Source organism: Bacillus sp. FF-1 (assembly GCF_028548245.1).
Lineage (GTDB): Bacteria > Bacillota > Bacilli > Bacillales > Bacillaceae_G > Bacillus_A > Bacillus_A paranthracis.
Window position 1 is genome coordinate 264844 of the sequence record NZ_JAQQGG010000001.1, and the last position, 24644, is coordinate 289487.

Here is a 24644-nt window from a genome sequence, read left to right on the forward strand (position 1 = left end):
ATGGATTGAATGAAAATAGAAGCAGTTATTTTTGATTGGGCAGGTACGACAGTTGATTACGGATGTTTTGCACCACTGGAAGTATTCATAAAAATTTTTCGTAAACGTGGTGTTAAAATTACAGATGAAGAAGCCCGTAAACCGATGGGATTATTAAAGATCGATCATGTAAGGGCACTAACAGAAATGCCTCGTATTGCGAATGAGTGGGAGCGTGTTTTCGGACATTTACCAACAGAAGCAGACATTCACGAGATGTATGAAGAGTTTGAAGAAATACTCTTTACTATTTTGCCACACTATGCCACGCCAATTGATGGGGTGAAAGAAGTGGTTGCTTCATTACGTAAAAGAGGCCTTAAAATTGGCTCAACAACTGGTTATACGAGAGAAATGATGGACATCGTTGCAAAAGAAGCAGAAATACAAGGATATAAACCTGATGTTCTTGTGACGCCAGATGATGTTTCAGCAGGCCGTCCGTACCCTTGGATGTGTTATAAAAATGCGATGGAACTTGGTGTGTATCCGATGAATCATATGATAAAAGTCGGGGACACAGTGTCAGATATGAAAGAGGGCAGAAATGCTGGTATGTGGACTGTGGGTGTAATTCTCGGTAGTAGTGAGCTCGGCTTAAGCGAGTGGGCAGCTGAAACTATGGATCCGGTAGAACTTCGTGAAAAAATGGAAGTAGTTCGAAAGCGTTTCGTTGAAAACGGGGCTCATTTTACAATTGAAACGATGCAGGGACTCGAAAACGTAATTGAACAAATCGAGAAACAAGAATTTATTATTTCATAAAAGGGGAATAGGATCATGACTGAAAATCACTACTTATTATTAACGCCAGGACCATTAACGACAACAAAAACAGTAAAAGAAGTTATGCTATACGATTGGTGTACGTGGGATGTTGAATATAACATGATGGTGCAACAGGTAAGAGCTAAACTTGTATCGTTAGCAACGAAGGAAGAAGAGAGATATACAACAGTATTAATGCAAGGAAGCGGTACGTTTTCAGTTGAAGCAGTAATCGGTTCTGTCATTCCAAAAAACGGAAAGCTGCTTGTTTGTACAAATGGTGCGTATGGTAAGCGAATTGTACAAATGGCAGAGATGTTACATATAGATGTGGTGGTCAGTCAAACAGAAGAGTGGGAGCCTACTAATATTGTAGAAGTAGAAAAGATATTACAACAAGATAAAGAGATTACACATATTGCAGTTGTTCATTGTGAAACAACAACAGGTATTATCAATCCAATTGTAGATGTATGTAAATTAGGGAAGCAATACGGAAAAGTAACACTAGTTGATGCAATGAGTAGTTTTGGTGGTATTGAAATAGATATCGCTGAGTTGCAAATTGACTTTCTAATTAGTAGTGCGAATAAATGTATTCAAGGGGTTCCAGGGTTCGGATTTGTTATTGCAAAGCGCGATGAATTGTTGAAATGTAAAGGGCAGGCACGTTCATTATCTTTAGATTTATACGATCAATGGGAAACGATGGAAAATCAAAATGGAAAATGGCGTTTTACATCACCTACACATGTTGTACACGCTTTTTATCAAGCACTACTTGAATTAGAAGAAGAGGGCGGAGTAAAAGCACGTTACAATCGATATGATAACAATCAAAAACTATTAGTGAATCGAATGAGAGAAATCGGATTTAAGCCACTAGTAGATGAAAAATATCAATCGCCTATTATTACATCTTTCATTTATCCAGAAGAATGGTTTGATTTTGATCAATTATACAATGAATTAAAGCGTGATGGATTTGTTATATATCCAGGTAAAATTTCAAAAGTAGATACATTCCGCATTGGAAATATCGGTGATGTACATGAGGCAGATATTCATCGCTTAGTTGATAGTATCGCTAAAGGAGTTGTTATAGGTTGAAAGTATTTTGCTTAGGTGGAGCAGGTAAAATTTGTCGTGAAGCAATTTTAGATTTAGTGCAATTTTCATCTTTTGAGACGATTACAGTAGCAGATTTTAACGAAGAAGAGGGGCTTAAAGTAGTAGAATGGCTCAACGATCCTCGCGTTGATTTTGTGAAAGTAGATGTAACGAATCATGAGGATACGGTTGCAAAAATGAAGGGCTATGACATTGTAATGGATGGTACAACAATTAAGTTAAATGGATTATCTACTCGATGTATTGCAGAAGCAGGTTGTCACGGTGTGAATTTAAATGGATTTGGTGAAGAAAATGATTCGCATTCTATATTTGTTCAAAACGGAAAAACATGTTTACCTGGGTTTGGTATGACGCCAGGTGTAACGCAAATGATGGCGATGCATGCAGCAAATCAGTTACATACTGTAGAGTCAGTTCGTGTAAGTCATGGTTCGTATCGTCCTATTGCTTTTTCTGCATCCATTACAGAAACAACGACATATGAATATGATCCACATTTGCCATCGCGTACAGTGTATGAAGATGGTGAGTTTAAGCAAGTGCCTCCGTTTGCGCGTCCAAGAGAAATTGAATTACCGGCGCCTTATGGTAAGACAACGCAGTATATCATACCGCATTCTGAAACGATTACGTTAGCAAAAGCATTAGAAAATAAAGGCGTTAAACTAATAGAGACGAGAGGAACTTGGCCAAAGCAAAATATGCAGCTCGTACGTGCATTGTATGATTACGGTATATTGCGTAATGATCCAGTTGAAATAAATGGAAAAGAAATCGGCATAATGGATTGTATTGCGAAGTATTTATTGCAATCGAAAGAAGGACAAGAAACAGAGATTTACGGTTATGCACTTCATGTAGAAGTAATAGGTATGAAAAATAATGAGAAACAAAGACGTGTATTATATCATACACACCCGTTATCTGATGGATCTGTTGTAGGATGGGAAAAATTAAGAGCTTATACGAGAAACGTCGGTATTCCATTTGGGATTGCTACAGAGCTAATCGCAAATGGGAATGTAAATAAAGTTGGTGTTGTGACACCCGAGGAAGCTTTTGTCAAACCACAAATTATTTTTGATGAACTAAAAAAGCGTGGTATTCATATTCACGAGGAAGTTTTCGTTGAAAAGGAAAGTTATAACTTTGTATAAGTAAGGCAGTGTATGAGGTAGAAATCAATGGGGTGAGGTTATGTCTGTAGTAGGTGAAGAAAGAAAGCGAACCATTCTTGAGAAGGTAGAGTTTAAAGGGAAGGTAAAAGTTTCAGAATTAGCGAGAGAGTTTGCTGTATCAACAGAGACGATTCGTCGTTATTTAGAAGAATTGGATCGTGAAAAGAAGTTGAAGAAAGTGTATGGTGGAGCCGTCCAACTTCCGGGAGCTGGAATAGAGGCACCAATGTTAGAACGAGAGATGCTACATATAGAAGAGAAGAAGCGAATTGGGTATAAAGCAGCAACATTTGTAGAAGATGGAGATGTGATTGCGATTGATGACGGAAGTACACCACTTCAAATGGTACCATATCTTGTACATCGCAAAAATTTAACGATTGTAACAAGTTCATTTCCAGTAGCGACACAATTAATTTCTTCTATTAATAAAAAGATGTTTCACGGTGAAGTTTTATTTATTGGTGGAAAAGTATCTCCAAAACATTCACGCGTATCAGGATCTATTTCGCAGCAAGTTATCCAGCAATTTCATTTTCATAAAGCATTTGTTTCGATTGATGGATTATTACCTGGTTTTGGAGTTTCTAGTTTTGAATTAGAAAAGGCGAAACTGTCAGAAGCGATGATGAAATTAGCAGAGAAAACATATATTTTATGTGATCATACAAAGGTAGGTGTAAAAGGAAATTACCGAATAGCAGCGTTTTCGCGCATTCAACATGTAATTTGTGATAAGAAAATGCCCTATAGTTTTGAAGAGGAAGTTAAAAGGCATAATATTCAATGGACAATTTGTTAAATACGTAGAACTCCCACCTGATTGTGAGGTGGGAGTTTTACTGCCTGCAAATAGCGGGATAAAAGATTTGTATTTATGCAAAAAAAGTGGACACATTTTCCCATCTCTTTCATATAATTTACCAATACAAAAAAAGTTGGTCGAAGGAAAGAAGGGGAAGTATGTCAGAACGGATATATAATAAACTTGTATTGTATGCAAATATTTTGCAAAAAATTGGTGTCATCAATGAGAAGGAGAAAAATGAAATTCTTCATACGATAGGTAAAAAAGCTCTTTGAATAAAGGGCTTTTTTATTTTTTGCCTTTAAAAATATAAATTTAATGTAATATTCTCGTTGACATCGATAATGATATTCATTATCATTTATTTATGAGTAATTGATAATGTTTATCAATTATAAAGATTATATATGATAGGGGATATTATTTTGAAAAAAAATTATATGAAGGCGCTAGTAGTAGCGACAACATTAGCAATTCCATTTGCTGCATACTCTACTCCAGCGTTAGCAGCAATAAAAATTGAAGCAAACCAATCGGTAGCGGCAGCTAGTGAACGTACATACGATACTGAGATTAAAATATATAAGGATCAAAAAGACGAGCCATCTATGGTTTCTCAATATATAAAAAATCCTAAAGTAACGATTGCGGATGGGAAAAAAATTGTAACTGTAACAATGCAAGATAGCGATTATTTTCAATACCTTAGAATAGAGGATAAAAACCAACCTGGCGTATTTCATGATGTGAAAGTTTTGTCAGAAGATAAGAGGAAGAATGGAACGAAAGTAGTTCAATTTGAAATTGGCGAGTTTGAGAAGAAGCACAATATGCAAATGCATATACTTATTCCGGCTATTGGATATGATCACAAATATCAAGTTCAATTTGAAATTAAAGATCCAACTGTAGGTGACAAAGAAACAGAGAAACGAGATGATAACTCTAATTCAGGCAATATGGAGACGGATCATCCAGTTGATAATCAAAATATGATAACAGATAATAAATTAAGAGAGCTTGTTAATAAAAAGGTATTTAATAGAAAAGATTTAAATACACCAATCACGAAAGAAGAGTTATTACAAGTAAAGGACTTGTTTTTAAATACGAATGAGATACTGGATTATAGTGCATTAAAATATATGCCAAATTTAAAATCTTTAACAGTTGCGAATGCGAAGATAAAAGATCCATCATTCTTTACGAGCTTAAAACAATTGAAACATTTAGCTTTACGTGGTAATGAATTTTCAGATGTAACAACACTTGTTAAGATGGATAATTTAGATTCTCTTGATTTAAGTAATAATAAAATTACGAACGTTGCACCACTAATTGAGATGAAAAATGTAAAAAGTTTATATTTATCAGGTAACCAAATAGAAGATGTAACAGCATTAGCGAAAATGGAACAACTAGATTACTTGAATTTAGCAAATAATAAAATTACGAATGTTGCGCCATTAAGCGCGTTGAAAAATGTAACATATTTAACTTTAGCAGGTAATCAAATTGAAGATATTAAACCGTTATATTCATTACCTTTAAAAGACTTAGTATTAACACGTAATAAAGTAAAAGATTTATCCGGTATTGAGCAAATGAAGCAATTAGAAGAATTGTGGATCGGGAAAAATGAAATAAAAGATGTTACTCCTCTAAGTAAGATGACCCAGTTAAAACAATTACACTTACCTAACAATGAGTTAAAGGATATTACTCCATTATCAAGTCTAGTAAACTTACAAAAGCTTGATTTAGAAGCGAATTATATTTCAGACTTAACACCAGCTAGCAATTTGAAAAAGTTAGTATTCTTAAGTTTTGTTGCAAATGAAATTCGTGATGTTCGACCAGTTATAGAACTAAGTAAAACAGCCTATATCAATGTTCAAAATCAAAAAGTATTTTTAGAGGAAACAGAAGTAAATAAAGAAGTAAAAGTACCTATATACGAGAAAGATGGTAAAATCTCTACAAAAGTTCGTTTAAAGAGCGAAGGTGGTACGTATAGTAATGATGCAGTTAAGTGGAGTACACCGGGTGAGAAAGTATATGAATTTGGTGTAAAAGATCCATTTGCGGATACAGGAATCTTCTTCACAGGATCTGTGATTCAAAATGTGGTAGAAAGTAAAGAAGATAACACTTCTAAAGAAGACAATAATTCTAAAGAAGATGAAAAAGTAGGAGTAGTAGAATTTAAAGATGTACCAAAAGGACATTGGTCAGAGGAAGCAATTCATTATTTAGCGAAAGAAAATATTTTTAAGGGATATGGAAATGGACAATTTGGATTTGGGGATCGTATTACTCGTGGACAAGTTGCGTCTTTAGTACAAAGGTATTTGAAATTAGAACATAAAGTAGAGCAGAAAGAGAGATTTACAGATACGAAAGGACATATGTTTGAGCAAGATATTGCTACAGTTGCGCAAGCTGGAATTATGCAAGGAGATGGTACTGGGGAGTTTCGTCCAGATGGAGTATTAACTCGATACGAAATGTCTGTAGTATTATATAAAGTATTTCAGCTAAAAGAAGATGAAAATAATAAAGTGAACTTTAATGATGTACCAACTGGTCATTGGGCAGAAGAATATGTGAAAGCGTTAGCGGACAATAACATATCAAAAGGTGATGGAAAAGGAAACTTTTTAGGTGATGATTTTGTAACACGTGAACAATATGCACAGTTCTTATATAACGCAATGACGAAATAAAAGATGAGAAAATACGTTATTCTTTGATTGAAAAAGAATAACGTATTTTTTATGTATAAAATGAAATAGTCAAGATACATGAGTATAGACATATGAATAGCCCTTTTTAAAGAAGAGACGTGAAACTATATTGACAAAAAGGCGTTCTCATGTGATAATTCAATTAAATTTTTAGAATAATCAAAAAATACTCCTTTTACATAGAAAGGATTCGAACATTATATGAATATTACGCCGGGGGTGACGAAATGTTATTTTTTCTAAAGAAATGGAATGAATTAAAAGATGTGAAATCTGAACTAGCACTTCGTGATTGGTTTTATGGTACAAAAATTAGCTTATCACTTTGTACGTCAAAAGAGCCGTTAACTTTTTTAGTAAACGTTGAAGGAAGAGATAAAGGGTTATTTTCAGAAGAAGATTTTATTGTTGTAAACTGTATGTGTGAACCAGTATTTGAAAATGAAGAAAAACCAGCTGCGGAATCATTTATGCATGCAGATATTTATAAAAAAAGTAGTGCAGAATGTATTTTACAAGTACAGACTGTAGATAGTCATTTAATATCAGAGTTGTATGGAGAAAAAGGGGAAGTAACATTCGATAAACGTAGCGTGGAACGTGTTTTTGGAAAAGAAGGTATAACAGAAATGACAATTCCCATTGTAGAAGATGAGAAAAAATTCGCAGATTTATTAGAGAATAATGTGCCGAATTTTATTGAAGGTGGAGGAGTAGTTCTCGTTCATAATTATGGCATGATTGTGTGGGGAAAAACTCCAGAATACGCGAAAAAATGGTTGGAGGGTATAGAATATTTAATGAACTACCATGTAAAATTGTTAATGATAAAAGGTGCAAAGAGCTCTGTTATATGAAATGTTTGTGATGTCGTTACAAGTCAATAAGTAAATGAAAGCGTTTTAAAAATAATTTTACTCATAAAATATAGGTCTCCTTATTATATATAGATTACATGTTGACATGTAAGGAGGAACATATTTTGCGAGTTAAATATCATTTTCTGCCAAAACAGCAAGTAACATTTTGCAAAATGAACGATTCAGGTAAGAAGGCTCTGCAAATTATGAATGAAACGGGATTTCGAGCAATCCCTGTATTAGCAGAAGATGAAAAGAAATTCATGGGGATTATTTATAAAGTGGATCTTTTAGAAAAGAAGTGTAATGGTGGATTAGAGGAATTAAGTACGGAACATATGCTGGAAGATTCCACTGCATTTATTTTTGAAAAGGACTCTTTTTTCAGAGCATTTTATGTTATTCGTCGTTTGCCGTTTTTAGCTGTATTAAATGATTATAATGAATTTGTTGGCATCTTAACTCATTCCAATATATTTGATGTTATTGAGGATTCATTTGGTATGCGGACGGGTGGTTATATATTAACAATTGCAACACAAGATTGTAAGGGAACGATTAAAGAACTTGGGACATTGTTGAAAGCATTTCATATCGGTGGACTATTTACGCTAGATAACGGCGATCAATATATTCGCCGCGTTATTGTCAATATAACAGATGAGTTAAATGAAAAAAGATTAAAGCAATTAATCGAAAAAATAGAGAAAAAAGGATTCAGGGTGAGTCATGTAGATTATATTTAAGATGAAAAGGAAAGGGAGCAATTTGCTATATGCAGATTGCTCTCTTTTTTAGTTTGAGTCATGAATCTTATTTTGAAACAGGAGGCGGAGATAATGCTAAATCGGATAAAAAAATAAAATCTGCATGTTCACGAATTTTAGGGATAGAGGTTTCTATAACACGTGATGTAATTTCACCTGGAGGCCCAACATGTCCGATAGCTACCATAATCGGTTTTTCTTGAAGTTTTTTAATGAGTAATTGGGCTTGTTTTGAAATATGTGCCGCTGTGTACACGTCATCAAAAAATAATTGATTTTCAATAATTGGTACTCCTAATTCTTTCCCGATTTTTGGGACGACACTCTTAGGATTTGTTTTGCTATCTAAATAAAATAAACCGTGTTTTTTACAAGCTGCGAGTATAAGTCGTACAATTCTTTCGTCTGCAGTCACCTTTGATCCCATATGATTATTCATCCCAATTGCATGTGGTACTTCTTGAATCGCTTGTTCGAGTCGATTATTTATTTCTTCGTCGCTTAAATCAGTTGTAATTGCTTTTGGTCCAAGCCATTCTTTTTTACCTTTAATCGGTTCCATTGGCATATGTATAATAACTTCGTGTCCTTTCTTATGAGCCGCTATCGCATCTTCCTTTGTGGAAGGAAGAAAAGGCATAACAGCAACAGTTAGTGGAATAGGAAGTGATAACATTTTATCAGTTCCTTTCATATTATTGCCGAAGTCATCAATGACAATAGCTACTTTATTTGTATGGGCCTTAGCCTCAATAGGAAACAAGAAGGCTGGTAAAAACATAGTCAAAATAAGCAATGCAATCGTATATTTGCGCATATAACTATTTCCTTTCTATATTATCAATCACCATTATGGTTTGCGTTTTTATATAAATTAAACAAAAAATGTCGAAGAAAAGTATATGGAAAATAGGGAATCCGCTATTTAATTGGTGTTTGTAAAAAAAGGAGATAAAAAAATTGTCTATTATTGCGAATGTATTTACAAAGATAGAATAATTTGTAATAATTCTCAAAGTGAGGGTAAAGATTTGTAAATTACAGGGAGAAAATGTTTAATTTTCTGATTCTTCAAATTCAAATATGATAAGCAGTTAAAAGTTCAATGGAGAAGTGAAGTAGAGAGCATGGAAGTATAATAAGGGGGATATGAATGTTTACTGCAAAAAGGAAGTACACATTAGAAAAGCTTTCACGTGATATTCATATGAAACGTGAAGAGATGATTCAATTAGGTTTAACGAGTGGGTTAAATAGTACGGAGACGATTCAAGTTAGTCAAGAATTGGACAAGCTTATTTTACAGTACCAGTGTTATAAAGAAAAACAAACACCAAAATGGTTATCAATTATAAAGGTACCTATTTTTCAAATTGGGTATGAAGGGAAATCAAGTAATTTTTGGCGAATGCTTGTGGCTGGTTTTATGAAATAAGTATAATTACCCTTTAGGGATAAGGATAATTATACTATGTGTAACGGAATTTCGATATGAACTGTCGTTCCTTCGTTTTCTATACTGTTAATAAAAATATGCCCGTTGTACATCTCTATAATTCGTTTACATATGACAAGTCCAAGACCTGTTCCAGTATCTTTATTAGTAAAGAACGGATGAAAGAGGTGTTTTTGAATATGTTTTGGAATCCCTTTTCCAGTATCTATAATTTGCAATTGTGCGTGTGTTTCATTGTTTGTTACGAAAATAGTTAGTGTATCGCCAAAAGTCATAGCTTCAATTGCATTTTTTGTAATGTTTAAAACCACTTGTTTCATATGGTCTTTCGAGCATCGGATATGAACAGGACGGTCTGGCAAATGTAAATGGAATACAATATTATGTAGATTCGCCTCAGATTGAATAATTAATGCTACCTCATTTAGAATGGTTCTCACATCATATGTTTGTTCAATGATTGCAGTTGGCTTTCCCAGAATAAGAAATTCACTTACAATTTCATTAATTCGTTCTATTTCTTGTTCGATGATGGAAAAATAGAACTGATCTTGTTCATCTTTATATTTCTCTTTTAATAGAGCGACGAGCCCTTTAATTCCGGTAAGTGGATTACGGATTTCGTGGGCGGTACTAGCTGCAAAAGTTCCAACTAATTCAATTTTTTGTAGTTCATTTTGTTGTCTTTCGAGTTTTGTTTGTCGTTTTAACAACATATATTGAGCGAGTAAAAATAAAATTGACATTAAAAATAAAGTAGCTATACATTCTACGGCAACCCACTGGTTTAAAGTTTTTTGATGAATAGGTAACGGAGAAACAGAGACCTTCCAATCTAATCTTTGGAGTGGAGTAGTAAGCATATTAGTATGTGCATCACTTGTTTCGTTATTATCATCGGTTAGAAAAACTACATCATACTTATCAGTTACTTCAAAATGGTATTGTGGCTTAATGGCATTTAAAGATGATGAAATGTAGTCAAAGCGTAAACTTGCTAACAATAAGCCTGAGAGCTCCTTCTGTTTATTAAAAATGGGGGAAGCAATCATAATAGCTTGATGGCCAAGAACACGATCTGTAATGACGGATGATACAGTTGTTTTCTTAGTTTGTAATGCGTTTTGAATATATTTACGATCTGAGACATCAACAGGTGGTTGGTCACCTTCCGATGCGATTGTAATGATACCTTCTGGTGTAGCGTAATATAGACCAGAAAAACGTGCATCGTTTCCATCTGTATCATGTACAATTTCTTTCATCCCATTAATATTTCCAGTCTCGGTTCCTACGACCTTTGCGAGCATTTCTAGGGCAGAAATTGCTTCGCCAAGGTGGTGATCTAAATAGTCTCTATATAAAAAGAGAACCGTATGGGCAACTTGTTTATTTTCTTGTTTCATTTTATACGAATGATATGAATAAAATGTAGCACCAATCCCTGTTGTTGGTAGGATAACAAGCAATATATATAAAACTATGCTGTGGAATTTGAATTTCAAATTTGGTACTCCTTCTTTTTTATTATCATTATATATAAACTATGTTAAAATTGTCATGTTTTTATTCAAGAATCATTCATAATATATTTGGGGAGAGATAATGAATGAGTGAATACTCATTCGGAATTTATATGAAGTACTATTTTGTTCTTTTTATTACTGAGAATTTAAATGAAGGGTTGAAAGTTGTATGACATCAAATAATGAACGAGAAGATATTTCTCAATCTTTAAAAGTATTTATTGCATTATCTCGTGTACATCGTTCTGTTATGGATACGACAAATAAGTCTATACAAAGTAACGGTTTAAATCCAACTGAGTTTGCTGTATTAGAACTGCTATATCATAAAGGCGGTCAACCACTTCAGCAAATTGGTGAGCGTATTTTAATAGCTAGTGGCAGCATTACATATGTTGTAGATAAGTTAGAGAAAAAGGGACTAGTAAAGAGAATTCCATGCCCGAATGACCGACGTGTTATTTATGCACAATTAACTGAATCTGGAGAGAACTTTATTTCTTCTATTTTTCCAGGGCATGAGCAAGTTATTCATCAGTCTTTTGAAATGTTAACGAAAGAGGAAAAGGACGAATTACTGGATCTATTAAAAAAGATTGGAAAGTATGAAAAGTAATAATATGTTCCAAAGGAGCTTTGGATAAAGAAATCCAAAGCTTTTTTGTTTACATGTAATGATGGCAGTATATGCCGTATTTTGTTGAAGAATAAGAGGAGATTTGGAAGTAAGTATTGAATTATAGTAAAGGATGCATTTAATGGAGAGGAGGCTCGTTCATGTCATTTAAAGACTATGAATATAAAAGGCCAAATATTGAAGAATTAAAAGAGAAGTTTACAGCTGCTTTAGAGAGGTTTGATAACGCAAAAACTGTAGAGGAACAAAAACAAGTCATTCATTCAATTAACGAAATTCGTAACGATTTTGGTACAATGGGGAATCTTTGTTACATTCGTCATTCTGTTGATACAACAGATGCTTTTTATAAGAAAGAGCAAGATTTCTTTGATGAATTCTCTCCAGTTGTACAAGGATATGGTACAAAGTATTATAATGCGTTAATTCATTCTCCATTCCGTGAAGAATTAGAAGCGTATTATGGGAAGCAATTATTTGCTCTTGCGGAGTGTGATTTAAAAACATATTCTGATGAAGTCGTGAAGGATTTACAATTAGAGAATAAATTGTCTTCACAATATACACAATTATTAGCATCTGCAAAAATTGATTTTGCAGGAGAAGAAAGAACTTTATCACAGCTTATTCCATTTATGCAAGGGAAAGAGAGAAGTGAACGTAAAGCAGCAAGTGAGGCGTATTACGGATTTTTAGCTGAGAATGAAGAAGAGTTAGATCGTATTTATGACGAGCTTGTTAAAGTGAGAACGAAAATCGCCAAATCTTTAGGTTTCAAAAACTTTGTTGAACTTGGATATGCAAGAATGTACCGTACAGATTATAATGCGGAAATGGTAGCAAATTATCGTCAGCAAGTGCTAGATTATATCGTTCCCGTTACAACGGAATTAAGAAAACGTCAACAAGCACGTATCGGTGTAGAGAAGTTAGCATATTACGACGAAAACTTTGAATTCCCTACAGGTAACCCAACTCCAAAAGGAGATGCGGATTGGATTGTTAATCATGGAAAAACGATGTATAAAGAGTTATCGGCTGAAACAGATGAATTTTTCAATTTCATGTTAGATAATGATTTATTAGATTTAGTTGCGAAAAAAGGAAAAGCTGGCGGTGGATATTGTACATATATTGAGAATTATAAAGCGCCGTTTATCTTCTCGAATTTTAACGGAACGTCTGGTGATATTGACGTATTAACACATGAAGCAGGTCATGCTTTCCAAGTATACGAAAGTCGTAAATTTGAAATTCCAGAATATAATTGGCCAACATATGAAGCGTGTGAAATTCACTCTATGAGTATGGAATTCTTCACATGGCCATGGATGAAGTTATTCTTTGAAGAAGATGCAGATAAATATTACTTCTCTCACTTAAGTTCAGCACTTCTGTTTTTACCGTATGGTGTATCTGTTGATGAATATCAACATTATGTATATGAAAACCCTGAAGCATCACCAGAAGATCGTAAGACAGCATGGCGTAATATAGAGAAAAAGTATTTACCGCATCGTGATTATGAAGATAATGATTATTTAGAGCGCGGTGGATTCTGGCAACGTCAAGGACATATTTATAGCTCGCCGTTCTACTATATTGACTACACGTTAGCGCAAATTTGTGCACTGCAATTTTGGAAACGTGCAAGAGATAATAGACAAGAGGCGTGGGAAGATTATGTGAATCTGTGCCAACAAGGTGGAAGTAAATCATTCTTGGAATTAGTAGAAGTTGCCAATTTAACATCGCCATTTGCTGAAGGCTGTGTGAAAAGTGTTATTACAGAAATCGAAGCATGGCTACAAGCAATTGACGACACAAAATTGTAAAAAACATGCGCTTTTTTTCACATGTTTAACATCGACATAATGAGAAAATGATGAGATAATAAAAGAAAATTCAGAATACTAAAGAGGTGTTTCTAATAAGGAGCGCCTCTTTTCACCAACAAAAGGGGGGAAAGAAGTATGCTTCAATCTAATATGGATGTGAGTTTAGAAAGTTTAGTGAACTCATTACAGTCTACCCGAAGCACGCTATTGTCAGAAATTGAAATGTTAAATGATACAGAAGTGAATGTAAAGCCACGTCGTGATAAATGGAGTATTATTCAAATTTTGCATCACTTGCATTTAGTTGAACAATCTGTCACGTCTGCCCTTGTATATGCCTTACAAAAAAATGAAAGAAACACGACTCCATTTAAAGACCTCCAACTTACGCTGGATCGCACACATAAACGAGAAGCTCCTCAGCAAATGAAACCAACAGAAACGCTAATGAAAAAACAGCAAGGAATCCAATTACTAGAACATTCACGACAAGAACTATTACATGCGCTTCATAGCGTTATAGATGAAAAAGACCTATTTGAAAATGGGTTAAAGCATCCTGTTTTTAATGATCTGAATTTATATCAGTGGGTTCAATTTCTTGATTTGCATGAACAAAGACATCTTACGCAGTTAAAAGAAGCGAAACACGCAATTTTACAGCGATAATAAGGAAGAAGTGGGAGACCACTTCTTTTTCATATGTGCATAGTTTTTCTTCTTATTTTGGAATACTACAGAGAGAAAGAAAAGAAGGAGTTGAAAAGTATGTCCAATAAAAAGAAAGAAGAAGAGCGCGCTTGGAAAGCACGTAAAGAAAATCAAAAACCACATGGAAAAGTGAAAGCTTTTGCTGAATTAGTTGAAGGAACAGAAAAAACGTGATGAGTATTTCATCACGTTTTTTGTATGAGTGGAAAAGTTAATAAGAAAGTTGTACCTGTACCTTTTTCACTTATAATATCAATTTTTCCGTTCATAGCTTGCACAACACTGAATACGACCATCATTCCAAGACCAGTACCTTTTTCTTTTGTTGAATAGAAAGGGGATCCAAGACGTTTTACTTGTTCTTGATCCATACCAACTCCTGTATCTTTTATATATAATTGAATATGCTTATGATCAGGAACTAATGTGAAATAAAGATCACCGCCTTTTGGCATGGCCTCAATGCAGTTTTTTAAAATATTTAACAAACATTGATTTAGTTTTTGTTTTTCTCCCGCGATAAAAAAAGAAGTACTTTGCTTTATATAATGTGTACGCACATTTGTTAAATTAGCAAGCGGTGTAATTAACGATAATGCATGCAGTAGTTCTTCTTCTAACTGTAATGTTTGTTCTTTTTCAATACTTGGTTTTGCAAAGGTTAAATAATCTGTAAGAACGTGATTTGCTTGTTCGATTCCGTTGATGGCTATGTCAATATATAATTTTCGCTCTTGCTCAGTGCATGTACCTGACTGCAAAAGTTGTAAAAATCCTTTTGTTGAAGTTAACGGATTGCGAATCTCATGAGAGATGGACGCTGCCATTTCGCCAATTAAATGAAATTTTTCAGCATTCATAAGTTCGTTTTGGAGACGAACTTGAGTTTGTAATATGTGTAGTAAATATAAAATAAGAATCGTACCAAGTATCGTACATAACTCATACACAATAATATGTGGTATATAATCAGTCTTATTTGTAACCTTTGAAAGGAAGAAAGGTATCCAACTCAATCCGTATGTGAGACTGTATATAATAGCGAGTATTATTTTTATACGATTAGAAGTTCGATTGAAAAATTTATATGTAAATAGTAGAACAATAAATAGAAGGATAGAACCGATAAGCGATGGGAAAACACCTATTCCTCCTAATAAGAAGCGATATATATTTAATACAACTAATATTGATCCACCAGCAATAGGACCTCCGGTTAATGTACCGACAACTAATACGATATGACGCATATCAAATTGAAATCCATAATTTGTTTTTGCTGCGAAAGTGATACATAGTATAGTAACGAGGCAGCATAATACAATAAATATAGCTGAATTTAATTTAGGAGAGCGTTTCCCTTTTTGATTCCAAAATAAATGGTATACGAGCATTGTAACAAGGATGAATAATATATTTAGAAAGAGATAAATAATAAAGGATTTCAGTGGGATGCCTCCTCTCTTCTTATAGTAAATTAATCATACTATAAAATGAAAGAAATGAAATGAGAAATAGCGGAAAAATCAGAAATTTTTTCTGGTAGTATACAATATGTTACAATAAGCTTTGTCAATGAAAGAAGGAATTCCGTGCAATGCACGGGAGAGGTTCGCGAACTCCCTCTATAAAAAACTATGGAAACAACAATATCTTTAGGTATTGTTTTGTTTTTTTATTGTGACAGTTCAAGAACGTTCTTTCTTCTTATTCGTAGTAGAGAAGGAGAATGAGTGAAATGAAAAAAGAAAAGGCAGTTGTTGTTTTTAGTGGAGGACAAGATAGTACGACATGTTTATTTTGGGCAATGGAGCAGTTTGCAGAAGTAGAGGCTGTAACGTTTAATTACAATCAACGTCATAAGTTAGAAATTGATTGTGCAGCGGAAATTGCAAAAGAGCTAGGAATTAAACATACAGTACTAGATATGAGTCTATTAAATCAACTTGCTCCAAATGCGTTAACGAGAACGGATATGGAGATTACACATGAAGAAGGGGAATTACCATCGACGTTTGTAGATGGACGAAATTTACTATTCTTATCATTTGCTGCTGTATTAGCAAAACAAGTTGGAGCACGTCATATTGTAACGGGTGTATGTGAAACTGATTTTAGTGGTTATCCAGATTGCCGTGACGTGTTTGTGAAATCGTTAAACGTTACTTTAAATTTATCCATGGATTATCCGTTTGTGATTCATACACCACTTATGTGGATTGATAAAGCGGAAACATGGAAATTATCAGATGAACTTGGAGCATTCGAGTTTGTTCGAGAAAAAACATTAACATGTTATAACGGAATCATTGGTGATGGTTGCGGTGAATGTCCAGCATGTCAACTTCGTAAAGCAGGATTAGATACGTACCTACAAGAACGCGAAGGAGCGAGTAACTAATGGATAATTTCTTTGGATTTCGTATCGTAGAAAATTTGCAAAAAATGGACAAGGATATTCAGCGTAAACAGCTCAAATATCATAATAAACGAGTAATGGTCAGCAAGGAATTTACATTTGATGCAGCACACCATTTACACTGTTATGAAGGGAAATGTAAAAACTTACATGGTCACACATATAAAGTTGTATTTGGGATTAGTGGATATGTAAATGAAATCGGTCTTGCAATTGACTTTGGAGATATAAAAGAAATTTGGAAGAATGAAATAGAAATTTATTTAGATCATCGTTATTTAAACGAAACGTTACCAGCGATGAATACAACTGCTGAAAATATGGTCGTTTGGATTTATGAAAAGATGGCAGAAGCGTTAACAAAAGATAATCGTGTGAATGAATATAAAGGAGCTCGTGTTGAATTTGTTCGTCTATTTGAGACTCCGACTAGTTATGCAGAAGTAAGACGGGAGTGGATGCTCGATGAGTAAAATCCCTGTCTTAGAAATATTTGGTCCGACTATTCAAGGTGAAGGAATGGTTGTAGGACAAAAGACGATGTTTATCCGTACAGCTGGCTGTGATTATAGCTGCGCTTGGTGTGATTCTGCTTTTACGTGGGATGGATCTGCTAAAGATCAAATTAGACAGATGACAGCAGAAGACGTTTGGAATGAGCTTGTAGAAATTGGCGGCGAAAATTTTTCTCATGTTACGATTTCAGGTGGAAATCCGGTATTGTTGAAAAATATTGAGTTTCTTCTTTCTATATTAAAAGAGAATGGAATCCGAACGGCAATCGAAACGCAAGGGAGCAAATGGCAAGATTGGTTACTTGAAATTGATGAAATAACGATTTCTCCGAAGCCGCCAAGCTCGACGATGAATACTGATTTTCAGAAGTTAGATGATGTAATTCAGAAGCTAGCAGGAAAAGATATTAGCTTAAAGGTAGTAGTATTTGACGATTATGATTTTGAGTATGCAGTTAAGATGCACGAACGTTATCCAGATGTACCATTTTTCTTACAAGTAGGAAATGATGATACAAAAACTGTGGATGATGCGATGTTGATTAAAAAGCTATTAGATAAGTATGAGTGGCTTATTGAAAAAGCGGTTAACTGCAAAGAAATGAATAATGCAAAAGTATTGCCGCAGCTTCATGCGTTAGTATGGGGAAATAAACGCGGAGTATAATGAGAAGGGATGTTTAAAATGGCAGGAAGATTAGATGAAGATTTAAAAGATGTAACATTATTAGGAAATCAAAATACAAAATATTTATTTGAATATAGCCCAGAAATTTTAGAGGTTTTTGATAATAATCATCCAAACCGTGATTATTTTGTAAAATTCAATTGTCCTGAATTTACAAGCTTATGTCCGAAAACAGGCCAACCAGATTTTGCGACAATTTATATTAGCTACATTCCAGAACAAAGAATGGTAGAGAGTAAATCTTTAAAACTATATTTATTTAGTTTCCGCAATCATGGTGACTTCCACGAAGATTGTATGAACGTTATTATGAATGACTTAATTAAATTAATGGACCCACGTTACATCGAGGTATGGGGTAAATTCACACCACGTGGAGGGATTTCAATTGATCCTTACTGTAACTACGGTCGCCCAGGAACGAAGTATGAACAAATGGCTGACTACCGCATGATGAACCATGATTTATATCCAGAAACAATTGATAATCGTTAATATATAATAGAAAGAAAGGATCTGTATGTTATACAGATCCTTTCTTTCTATTATATTATGCATTTTGATTAATGACAGTATAGTTTTTATGACTAACAACTGTAAGAGGTTCCATATCTAGTTCTCTAAAATTCTCCATAATTGTTATATCTACAATAACAGAGTTTTGATTTACTTTTTGAACACGGCCTTGCATTCCACCTTTAAATTCAATGATATCTCCAGTTTCTGCGATCTGCATAAGCAACTCTCCTTGTTACAGTTTTTCCAAAAAAGAATAATTTGGGATTTTTTATTTTCCTTTATTTTGAACTATGTTTCCTGTTTTGTAAATGTTTTCAAAGTAAAAATTCGAAAAATATTCACTTTTTGTAAGAAAATATGTAGAAAAGCCATGTTTTTTGAGAAAAAAAGGAGAAATGAAAAAATCTTTATATAGAGTTATAATAAAGAAATACAATAACCTATTAAAGTGGGAGAAATTAGAGGCGGTAAAATGATGTTTGAATTTGTGGGGAGTGTTATAGCATTAATTTTATTTGTATTTTCTTATATACATTTAAAAAAGATTCGTCATCATGAAACGACTACATATTTTGATGGGATGGATGGTATACATGCTGGGGTCACACATGAGAGTGGCGGGGATATGTAAAGGTGTATAACTTTCTTTTTTTGCGTGGTATGATATGTAAAAATAGTACATAATAGAGTTCGTAAGTGATGAATGGAGAGTGGAAAGAATGAAGATTTCTTTTATTCGTCATGGTCGCTTAAATCGTACTATAGAACCAATGACGGTTACATCCTTTCATGAATGGATGAAAGGATATGACTTACATACTATAACAAAAAAAGTACCAATACCTACGGAAACAAGGGAAGCGGTTGAAGCGGCAAAATTGATTGTAACGAGTGATCAAAAGTGCGCTGTACAGTCAGCAGCTGAATTAATGGATTCTTTATCGTTTATACAAAATTCTCTCTTTAGAGAAGCTACAGTTCCGACGAGCTTTTATGCTCCAAAATGGTTGAAGTGTAAACCTAACGTATGGATGTTTATCGGACGAACAGTATGGATACTTGGTTACCATAAAGATGTTGAGTCTTATAAGGAAGTAAGAGAGAGGGCGAGACAAGCGGCTTACTTATTACATCGTTACGCTCTCGTACATGGAAGTATTGCTCTTGTAGGTCATAATTATGTGAATGTAATGATTGGTGCCGAACTGAGAGCGATGGGATGGTCTGGTTCTCCTATTTTGCACAGAGAGCCATGGGGATGTACAACATATACGTTTCATGAGGCGATGAATGGAAATGTATTAAATACGAATTTAACATAAAAGCACACGATTTATATAAATCGTGTGCTTTTTTTAAGATATAGAAATTTTGATGTTTAATGGTTTTACGAGATGTGCATAAGGTTCGCCTACAAGCATAACGATTTGATCTTTTTTATAACCTAGTTTTTCGTATAGTGAATAGGCACGTTTGTTTTCTAAATTAACAAGTAATGCGATTTTTTCATACTCCTTTTCAGTTGCATGTATTTCAGCAGCTTCAATTAATTTAGAACCAATTCCTTTTCCGCCATATACACTTGAAACGGATAAAGTATCAATGTAATATTCATCAAGCTCGGCTTCTTTTTCTAACGTAATCGATTCATCTTTATGTAATTCTCTTAAGTGATGTACGATTGGTGCATCAAGCATTGTTGCTTCACTACCGTGATAAGCGACAATAACTCCAACTGCATCCCCGTCTTGTTCATATACAAAACAGTTTTCATAGCTCAGTCGATTTTTCTCTTTTGAGAACCATGTTTCAAGTCCTAGTAATACTTCTGTCTCAACTGTGCTACCTGTGATTTTTTCAGCAATTTCGTGCAGAGCGTTATACAATAAAGGTGCTACCAGTTTCGCATCTGTCTTTTTTGCTTTCCGAATCATAGTATCCCTCCTAGTTCTATTCATATATTGTAGCATAGCGGTGTGAAACTTTGCATAATTGAATGTCGAAATGTTTGATATAGAGAAGTAGCTATGTTAGTATATGATATTTAGTGGACATATAATTAAGAGATATCTTTTGAAAAATAATGAAAATGAAATGAAGGTATAGCATCTGGATAATTTTACAGTTGTTGACCTATAGAATATAAGTTAAAATAAAATATTGCATAGAGGTGAAATACATGGATAAAGAATTAGCAAATACAATTTTGGATCAGCTGAAAAATGGTGAAATAAAGGAGTATGTTGTTACGAAAGATGTATTTTATACGTTCAGAGAAGTTTTAGTAAATCGAGAAGACTTTAAACATTTCATTGGTAACGCACAGCGCGGCGGACAAGTCATTTATACATACTCAGAAACGCCACGTTCGTAACTAGAAGAATATAGGGAGGAGACTTATGGGCGATTTTAAACAAGGCATATTACCGCATTGGGATTATATGTGGAAAGATAGAGCCGGCAACCGATTTATGGGAATGGTCATGTATCCAGAGAAAAGAAAGTGTTCGACAAAAATGCTTCAGAAAATAAAAAGAGCATATGAAGAGGCTGTAGAAATTAAAGTAACTGTACAAGTTCAACATACATGTCAGTACGTTGAAGGAATGATTGTGTACTTTGATGAAGAAGCTCCTGTATGTACAATGATTGATAAAGATGAAAATCCACATCATATATTTGTAAAAGATATTTTGCGTATTGAGCACTCTGCATAATCTTTTCATAAATAAGTTGAATTTCCATAATAATAATCTTTTTCTATAATAGTTATCTTTTAGTATGTAACGCGAATCGAAAGTATATGTATAATATTTAATAAAGTAAAATTGATAAATGTAATCGTTTTTTAGAACAGATTATCGTTTCATGTCTGTTCTTTTTTGCGTGATGCTGGAGAAATATATTCCTCCAGCATTTGCCGTTTTATGACAAAATATATTGGTAACTTTTTTAAAAATAAGGTTAAATTCGTTGACAACTTTTTTGAAAAGCACTTTATTGACATGAGTTTTAGAATGTTGTTTCATAGTCATTGTATTGAAAAAAAACGACGGTCTTGTCGAAAAGTAAAAGTTAAAAAAAGAAAGAATTTATACATATATCTTGTGTCTTATTTTGAAACGTAATACAATATATAGAGAAATCAAGAAACAACATACAGAGAGTATAGATTGAAAAGGGAGGGTCGGAAATGTTAGTTGCATATGATTCTATGACAGGAAACGTGAAGCGTTTCATTCACAAATTAAATATGCCGGCCGTTCAAATTGGTGAAGATCTAGTAATAGATGAAGACTTTATTTTAATTACGTATACAACAGGTTTTGGCAATGTACCAGAACGTGTTTTAGAATTTTTAGAGCGCAATAATGAAAAATTAAAAGGCGTATCTGCAAGCGGCAATCGTAACTGGGGAGACATGTTCGGTGCAAGTGCTGACAAAATTTCTGCTAAATATGAAGTGCCTATTGTATCAAAATTTGAGTTATCAGGAACAAATAACGATGTAGAATATTTTAAGGAAAGGGTGCGGGAGATTGCGACACATTGAACTGAATAATGAAATCACGCAAATGCAGGACGGTTTTTATCAGCTTCATAAAGATAAAGAGGCATTAGAAGTCTTTATGGAAGAAGCTAGAGAGAATACCGTTCATTTTAATAGCGTGGCAGAGCGAATGGAGTATATGAAAGAACATGATTACTATTACAACGTTCTGGACGAGTATAACTTGGAGGAAGTAGAAGAGGTATATAACATCGCTTATGGTGAAAACTTCGAGTTCCAATCTTATATGGCAGCATCTAAGTTCTACAAAGATTATGCGTTAAAAACAAATGATCAAAAACAATACTTAGAAAGCTATGAAGATCGTGTAGCAATTGTGTCATTATACTTAGGACGCGGTGATGTTGCGAAGGCAAAACAATTCGCAAGCATGATTGTCAAACAAAACTACCAACCAGCGACACCAACCTTTTTAAATGCGGGAAGAAGCAGAAGAGGAGAAATGGTGTCTTGTTTCTTGTTAGAGATGGATGATAGCTTAAATTCAATCGGCTTTAACATTAATACTGCAATGCAATTATCAAAAATCGGTGGTGGAGTAGCTTTAAACTTATCTAAGCTACGCGCACGCGGTGAGCAAATTAAAGGTATCGACAACGCTGCAAGTGGTGTAGTACCTGTTATGAAGTTACTTGAAGATTCGTTTTCATATGCGAATCAACTTGGCCAACGAAAAGGTGCTGGCGCAGTATACTTAAACATTTTCCATTGGGATATTATTGAATTCCTTGATACGAAAAAAATAAATGCCGATGAGAAGAGCCGTATTCAGTCTCTATCAATCGGAATTATCGTTCCAAGTAAGTTCTTTGAGCTTGCTGAGAAAAACGAACCTTTCCATGTTTTCGCGCCTTATACGGTGTATAAAGAATACGGAAAGCATTTAGATGACATTGATATCGATGAAATGTACGATGAATTAATGAGCAATCCGAAAGTGAAGAAGAAGCCGCTAGATATTAGTGCACGTGATATGCTTATTAAAATTGCTATGATTCAGCTTGAGTCGGGTTATCCGTACTTAATGTTTAAATCAAATGCAAATAATCAACATCCACTGAAGGATATTGGAACTGTGAAGATGTCGAACTTGTGTTAAATATGTAGCACCTTCTAGTAGAAATGCTAGTCGAAAACTCCGTTAAACGGGGAAAGCCTCAAATTTGAGGTAACCTACCGTGCTAAATCTTATCTTAGAATGAAAATATAAAAGTTCAGAATGTATCTTATTATTTTGTATAGCAGAGTTATGGGACAACATAAAGTAATAAGAGACTTTCTGAAAGATTAAGATAAGTAAAAGCCTAACGACTATCCCTTATGGGAGTAGAGCGCAAGCGATTGGCGTTCGAAAAGCGGAGCACCTAATCAGGTAATGCTGTAGGTGATGATATAGTCTGTCCTGTATGGTGACATACAGCAGTTGCATGAGCAACGGACTGAGGAGTAGCGAACTCGGTTGAACATTCGAGACAGAAATCTTCCAGCTTCAAGAAACTTCTGAAATAAATGATTACGGTACAGATGACATTATTCGTCGTGATATTAACTGTAACTTAGGATCGTTAAATATCGTAAATGTAATGGAAAACAAAGAAATTCGTGAAGCGGTTCATGCGGGAATGGAAGCTTTAACAGCTGTTTCTGATATGACGATTATTCCGAATGCACCAACTGTGAAAAAAGCTAATGATGAGCTTCATTCCGTTGGACTTGGCGCAATGAACTTACACGGATATTTAGCAAAAAATAAAATCGCTTATGAAAGTGCAGAAGCGAAAGAATTCGCTCGTACATTCTTTATGATGTTAAATTACTACTCTATTGAGAAAAGTATGGAAATCGCTAAAGAAAAAGGCGAGACATTTAAAGACTTCGATAAATCTGATTATGCGAGCGGCACATACTTTGAAAAGTATGAAACGACAGATTACAGTCCAGTAACTGAAAAAGTTCAGCAATTATTTGAAGGAATTCATATTCCAACAAAAGAAGATTGGACAAGTTTAAAAGAGCAAGTACAGAAGAATGGTTTATATAACTCATATCGTCTTGCTATCGCTCCAACACAATCAATCAGTTACGTTCAAAATGCAACTTCAAGCGTAATGCCGATCGTAAGTCAAATCGAATCAAGAACGTATGCGAATGCGACAACATATTATCCAATGCCGTATTTATCAAAAGATACGTTCTGGTACTATAAATCTTCTTACGATATGAATCAGTTTAAATTAATTGATTTAATCGCAGAAATTCAAGAACATATTGACCAAGGGATTAGTACAATTCTTTACGTTAATAGTGATATTTCAACACGTGAATTAGCACGTTACTACATCTATGCACATAAAAAAGGCTTAAAGAGTCTGTATTATACGAGAACGCGTAAATTAAGCGTGGAAGAGTGTGTGGCTTGTACCGTTTAATATAAAAAGTGAGACATGATGAGCAGGGTTTTCT

Annotated in this window: 27 protein-coding genes, 1 pseudogene and 1 riboswitch; of the genes and pseudogenes, 23 read left to right on the forward strand and 5 right to left on the reverse strand. The window is 34.2% G+C overall.

What is annotated here, in order from left to right; translation table 11 throughout:
- Positions 1–9: 9 nt before the first annotated feature.
- From phnX to cbpA, 7 genes are all read left to right on the forward strand, one after another.
- Positions 10–804: a phosphonoacetaldehyde hydrolase gene (phnX, locus tag PQF83_RS01410; RefSeq protein ID WP_000687359.1), complete on the forward strand. Its 795-nt coding sequence runs from the start codon at positions 10–12 to the stop codon at positions 802–804.
- Positions 805–819: 15 nt separating this feature from the next.
- A complete protein-coding gene (phnW, locus tag PQF83_RS01415; RefSeq protein ID WP_000138244.1) occupies positions 820–1917 on the forward strand; it encodes a 2-aminoethylphosphonate--pyruvate transaminase in 1098 nt (365 codons plus the stop codon).
- Positions 1914–3098, forward strand: a complete 1185-nt coding sequence (locus PQF83_RS01420; protein WP_000862149.1) for a saccharopine dehydrogenase family protein — start codon at positions 1914–1916, stop codon at positions 3096–3098. Before phnW ends, PQF83_RS01420 begins: the two co-directional genes overlap by 4 nt.
- A 40-nt stretch (positions 3099–3138) precedes the next feature.
- Positions 3139–3921: a DeoR/GlpR family DNA-binding transcription regulator gene (locus tag PQF83_RS01425; RefSeq protein ID WP_000117662.1), complete on the forward strand. Its 783-nt coding sequence runs from the start codon at positions 3139–3141 to the stop codon at positions 3919–3921.
- Between the two features lie 413 nt (positions 3922–4334).
- On the forward strand, positions 4335–6653 hold the full coding sequence (locus PQF83_RS01430) for an NEAT domain-containing leucine-rich repeat protein (protein ID WP_074604387.1): 2319 nt from the start codon (positions 4335–4337) through the stop codon (positions 6651–6653).
- 248 nt (positions 6654–6901) lie between these two features.
- Positions 6902–7531, forward strand: a complete 630-nt coding sequence (locus PQF83_RS01435; RefSeq protein WP_000895995.1) for a class II aldolase/adducin family protein — start codon at positions 6902–6904, stop codon at positions 7529–7531.
- Between the two features lie 125 nt (positions 7532–7656).
- A complete protein-coding gene (cbpA, locus tag PQF83_RS01440) occupies positions 7657–8280 on the forward strand; it encodes a cyclic di-AMP binding protein CbpA (protein WP_001264219.1) in 624 nt (207 codons plus the stop codon).
- 67 nt (positions 8281–8347) lie between these two features.
- On the opposite strand, the gene PQF83_RS01445 is transcribed toward cbpA, so the two are convergent.
- On the reverse strand, positions 8348–9118 hold the full coding sequence (locus PQF83_RS01445) for a divergent polysaccharide deacetylase family protein (protein WP_001234121.1): 771 nt from the start codon (positions 9116–9118) through the stop codon (positions 8348–8350).
- Positions 9119–9454: 336 nt separating this feature from the next.
- Between PQF83_RS01445 and PQF83_RS01450 the strand changes: the two genes are divergently transcribed.
- Positions 9455–9736: an aspartyl-phosphate phosphatase Spo0E family protein gene (locus PQF83_RS01450; protein ID WP_000493391.1), complete on the forward strand. Its 282-nt coding sequence runs from the start codon at positions 9455–9457 to the stop codon at positions 9734–9736.
- A gap of 29 nt (positions 9737–9765) precedes the next feature.
- Here the strand turns inward: PQF83_RS01450 and PQF83_RS01455 are convergent, their stop codons facing one another.
- Complete coding sequence (locus tag PQF83_RS01455) at positions 9766–11262, reverse strand: DUF3149 domain-containing protein (protein ID WP_000669144.1); 1497 nt, start codon at positions 11260–11262, stop codon at positions 9766–9768.
- A 190-nt stretch (positions 11263–11452) separates the two neighbouring features.
- On the opposite strand from PQF83_RS01455, the gene PQF83_RS01460 reads away from it, so the two are divergent.
- The 4 genes from PQF83_RS01460 (at position 11453) to PQF83_RS01475 (ending at position 14643) form a co-directional block, all read left to right on the forward strand.
- Complete coding sequence (locus PQF83_RS01460; RefSeq protein WP_000203341.1) at positions 11453–11899, forward strand: MarR family winged helix-turn-helix transcriptional regulator; 447 nt, start codon at positions 11453–11455, stop codon at positions 11897–11899.
- Positions 11900–12060: 161 nt separating this feature from the next.
- Positions 12061–13755, forward strand: coding sequence for a M3 family oligoendopeptidase (locus tag PQF83_RS01465; RefSeq protein WP_000008562.1), 1695 nt, complete (start codon positions 12061–12063; stop codon positions 13753–13755).
- Positions 13756–13893: 138 nt separating this feature from the next.
- Positions 13894–14427: a DinB family protein gene (locus PQF83_RS01470; RefSeq protein WP_000941973.1), complete on the forward strand. Its 534-nt coding sequence runs from the start codon at positions 13894–13896 to the stop codon at positions 14425–14427.
- Positions 14428–14526: 99 nt separating this feature from the next.
- A complete protein-coding gene (locus tag PQF83_RS01475) occupies positions 14527–14643 on the forward strand; it encodes a DUF6254 family protein (RefSeq protein ID WP_000066280.1) in 117 nt (38 codons plus the stop codon).
- An 11-nt stretch (positions 14644–14654) separates the two neighbouring features.
- Here PQF83_RS01475 and kinB read toward each other — a convergent pair whose 3' ends face one another.
- On the reverse strand, positions 14655–15863 hold the full coding sequence (gene kinB, locus PQF83_RS01480) for a sporulation sensor histidine kinase KinB (RefSeq protein ID WP_001993722.1): 1209 nt from the start codon (positions 15861–15863) through the stop codon (positions 14655–14657).
- 207 nt (positions 15864–16070) lie between these two features.
- Positions 16071–16114, forward strand: a riboswitch (PreQ1 riboswitch).
- 93 nt (positions 16115–16207) lie between these two features.
- Here kinB and queC point away from each other — a divergent pair.
- The 4 genes from queC to queF are packed head-to-tail and all read left to right on the forward strand — an operon-like array spanning position 16208 to position 18586.
- Positions 16208–16870, forward strand: coding sequence for a 7-cyano-7-deazaguanine synthase QueC (gene queC, locus PQF83_RS01485; protein ID WP_000711607.1), 663 nt, complete (start codon positions 16208–16210; stop codon positions 16868–16870).
- The gene (gene queD, locus PQF83_RS01490) at positions 16870–17361 is read left to right on the forward strand and encodes a 6-carboxytetrahydropterin synthase QueD (RefSeq protein ID WP_000368413.1); all 492 of its coding nucleotides are present in this window, start codon (positions 16870–16872) and stop codon (positions 17359–17361) included. Before queC ends, queD begins: the two co-directional genes overlap by 1 nt.
- Entirely contained in the window at positions 17354–18070 is a 717-nt protein-coding gene (queE, locus tag PQF83_RS01495) for a 7-carboxy-7-deazaguanine synthase QueE (protein WP_000036282.1), read from the forward strand. The genes queD and queE overlap by 8 nt, the downstream gene beginning before the upstream one ends.
- A gap of 18 nt (positions 18071–18088) precedes the next feature.
- A complete protein-coding gene (gene queF, locus PQF83_RS01500) occupies positions 18089–18586 on the forward strand; it encodes a preQ(1) synthase (RefSeq protein WP_000918895.1) in 498 nt (165 codons plus the stop codon).
- Positions 18587–18641: 55 nt separating this feature from the next.
- On the opposite strand, the gene PQF83_RS01505 is transcribed toward queF, so the two are convergent.
- The gene (locus PQF83_RS01505) at positions 18642–18827 is read right to left on the reverse strand and encodes a YkvS family protein (RefSeq protein WP_001165081.1); all 186 of its coding nucleotides are present in this window, start codon (positions 18825–18827) and stop codon (positions 18642–18644) included.
- Positions 18828–19058: 231 nt separating this feature from the next.
- Between PQF83_RS01505 and PQF83_RS01510 the strand changes: the two genes are divergently transcribed.
- Together PQF83_RS01510 and PQF83_RS01515 are read left to right on the forward strand one after the other, a co-directional pair.
- On the forward strand, positions 19059–19241 hold the full coding sequence (locus PQF83_RS01510) for a hypothetical protein (RefSeq protein WP_001997014.1): 183 nt from the start codon (positions 19059–19061) through the stop codon (positions 19239–19241).
- Between the two features lie 88 nt (positions 19242–19329).
- Positions 19330–19932 (forward strand): phosphoglycerate mutase, encoded by a 603-nt coding sequence (locus PQF83_RS01515; protein WP_000703127.1) that lies wholly within the window; start codon positions 19330–19332, stop codon positions 19930–19932.
- Positions 19933–19965: 33 nt separating this feature from the next.
- Here the strand turns inward: PQF83_RS01515 and PQF83_RS01520 are convergent, their stop codons facing one another.
- Positions 19966–20544 (reverse strand): GNAT family N-acetyltransferase, encoded by a 579-nt coding sequence (locus PQF83_RS01520; RefSeq protein WP_000619530.1) that lies wholly within the window; start codon positions 20542–20544, stop codon positions 19966–19968.
- A gap of 245 nt (positions 20545–20789) precedes the next feature.
- Here PQF83_RS01520 and PQF83_RS01525 point away from each other — a divergent pair, with 245 nt between their 5' ends.
- The 5 genes and pseudogenes from PQF83_RS01525 to PQF83_RS01545 all read left to right on the forward strand — a co-directional run bounded on the left by PQF83_RS01525 (position 20790) and on the right by PQF83_RS01545 (position 24610).
- Positions 20790–20984 carry a hypothetical protein gene (locus tag PQF83_RS01525; RefSeq protein WP_000356683.1) on the forward strand — a complete coding sequence of 65 codons (195 nt, stop codon included), beginning with the start codon at positions 20790–20792 and terminating at the stop codon, positions 20982–20984.
- Between the two features lie 25 nt (positions 20985–21009).
- A complete protein-coding gene (locus tag PQF83_RS01530; RefSeq protein ID WP_000502211.1) occupies positions 21010–21327 on the forward strand; it encodes a hypothetical protein in 318 nt (105 codons plus the stop codon).
- Positions 21328–21803: 476 nt separating this feature from the next.
- Positions 21804–22163, forward strand: coding sequence for a class Ib ribonucleoside-diphosphate reductase assembly flavoprotein NrdI (nrdI, locus tag PQF83_RS01535; protein WP_000959450.1), 360 nt, complete (start codon positions 21804–21806; stop codon positions 22161–22163).
- Positions 22150–23277: pseudogene (locus tag PQF83_RS01540) on the forward strand (ribonucleotide reductase N-terminal alpha domain-containing protein); the annotation flags it as partial. The gene nrdI and the pseudogene PQF83_RS01540, both read left to right, overlap by 14 nt.
- A gap of 382 nt (positions 23278–23659) precedes the next feature.
- A complete protein-coding gene (locus PQF83_RS01545) occupies positions 23660–24610 on the forward strand; it encodes a ribonucleotide reductase (protein ID WP_073536430.1) in 951 nt (316 codons plus the stop codon).
- Positions 24611–24644: the final 34 nt, after the last annotated feature.

What these genes read in the sequence shown, in the direction of transcription:
- PQF83_RS01530 (WP_000502211.1), top strand. Translation starts at nt 21,010, where the DNA reads ATGGGCGATTTTAAACAAGGCATATTACCGCATTGGGATTATATGTGG.
- PQF83_RS01430 (WP_074604387.1), top strand. Translation starts at nt 4,335, where the DNA reads ATGATAGGGGATATTATTTTGAAAAAAAATTATATGAAGGCGCTAGTA.
- PQF83_RS01475 (WP_000066280.1), top strand. Translation starts at nt 14,527, where the DNA reads ATGTCCAATAAAAAGAAAGAAGAAGAGCGCGCTTGGAAAGCACGTAAA.
- kinB (WP_001993722.1), bottom strand. Translation starts at nt 15,863, where the DNA reads ATGCTCGTATACCATTTATTTTGGAATCAAAAAGGGAAACGCTCTCCT.
- PQF83_RS01445 (WP_001234121.1), bottom strand. Translation starts at nt 9,118, where the DNA reads ATGCGCAAATATACGATTGCATTGCTTATTTTGACTATGTTTTTACCA.
- phnW (WP_000138244.1), top strand. Translation starts at nt 820, where the DNA reads ATGACTGAAAATCACTACTTATTATTAACGCCAGGACCATTAACGACA.
- queF (WP_000918895.1), top strand. Translation starts at nt 18,089, where the DNA reads ATGGCAGGAAGATTAGATGAAGATTTAAAAGATGTAACATTATTAGGA.
- PQF83_RS01505 (WP_001165081.1), bottom strand. Translation starts at nt 18,827, where the DNA reads ATGCAGATCGCAGAAACTGGAGATATCATTGAATTTAAAGGTGGAATG.
- PQF83_RS01435 (WP_000895995.1), top strand. Translation starts at nt 6,902, where the DNA reads ATGTTATTTTTTCTAAAGAAATGGAATGAATTAAAAGATGTGAAATCT.
- nrdI (WP_000959450.1), top strand. Translation starts at nt 21,804, where the DNA reads ATGTTAGTTGCATATGATTCTATGACAGGAAACGTGAAGCGTTTCATT.
- PQF83_RS01460 (WP_000203341.1), top strand. Translation starts at nt 11,453, where the DNA reads ATGACATCAAATAATGAACGAGAAGATATTTCTCAATCTTTAAAAGTA.
- PQF83_RS01525 (WP_000356683.1), top strand. Translation starts at nt 20,790, where the DNA reads ATGGATAAAGAATTAGCAAATACAATTTTGGATCAGCTGAAAAATGGT.
- PQF83_RS01425 (WP_000117662.1), top strand. Translation starts at nt 3,139, where the DNA reads ATGTCTGTAGTAGGTGAAGAAAGAAAGCGAACCATTCTTGAGAAGGTA.
- PQF83_RS01450 (WP_000493391.1), top strand. Translation starts at nt 9,455, where the DNA reads ATGTTTACTGCAAAAAGGAAGTACACATTAGAAAAGCTTTCACGTGAT.
- queD (WP_000368413.1), top strand. Translation starts at nt 16,870, where the DNA reads ATGGATAATTTCTTTGGATTTCGTATCGTAGAAAATTTGCAAAAAATG.
- PQF83_RS01470 (WP_000941973.1), top strand. Translation starts at nt 13,894, where the DNA reads ATGCTTCAATCTAATATGGATGTGAGTTTAGAAAGTTTAGTGAACTCA.
- queE (WP_000036282.1), top strand. Translation starts at nt 17,354, where the DNA reads ATGAGTAAAATCCCTGTCTTAGAAATATTTGGTCCGACTATTCAAGGT.
- phnX (WP_000687359.1), top strand. Translation starts at nt 10, where the DNA reads ATGAAAATAGAAGCAGTTATTTTTGATTGGGCAGGTACGACAGTTGAT.
- queC (WP_000711607.1), top strand. Translation starts at nt 16,208, where the DNA reads ATGAAAAAAGAAAAGGCAGTTGTTGTTTTTAGTGGAGGACAAGATAGT.
- PQF83_RS01465 (WP_000008562.1), top strand. Translation starts at nt 12,061, where the DNA reads ATGTCATTTAAAGACTATGAATATAAAAGGCCAAATATTGAAGAATTA.
- PQF83_RS01520 (WP_000619530.1), bottom strand. Translation starts at nt 20,544, where the DNA reads ATGATTCGGAAAGCAAAAAAGACAGATGCGAAACTGGTAGCACCTTTA.
- PQF83_RS01515 (WP_000703127.1), top strand. Translation starts at nt 19,330, where the DNA reads ATGAAGATTTCTTTTATTCGTCATGGTCGCTTAAATCGTACTATAGAA.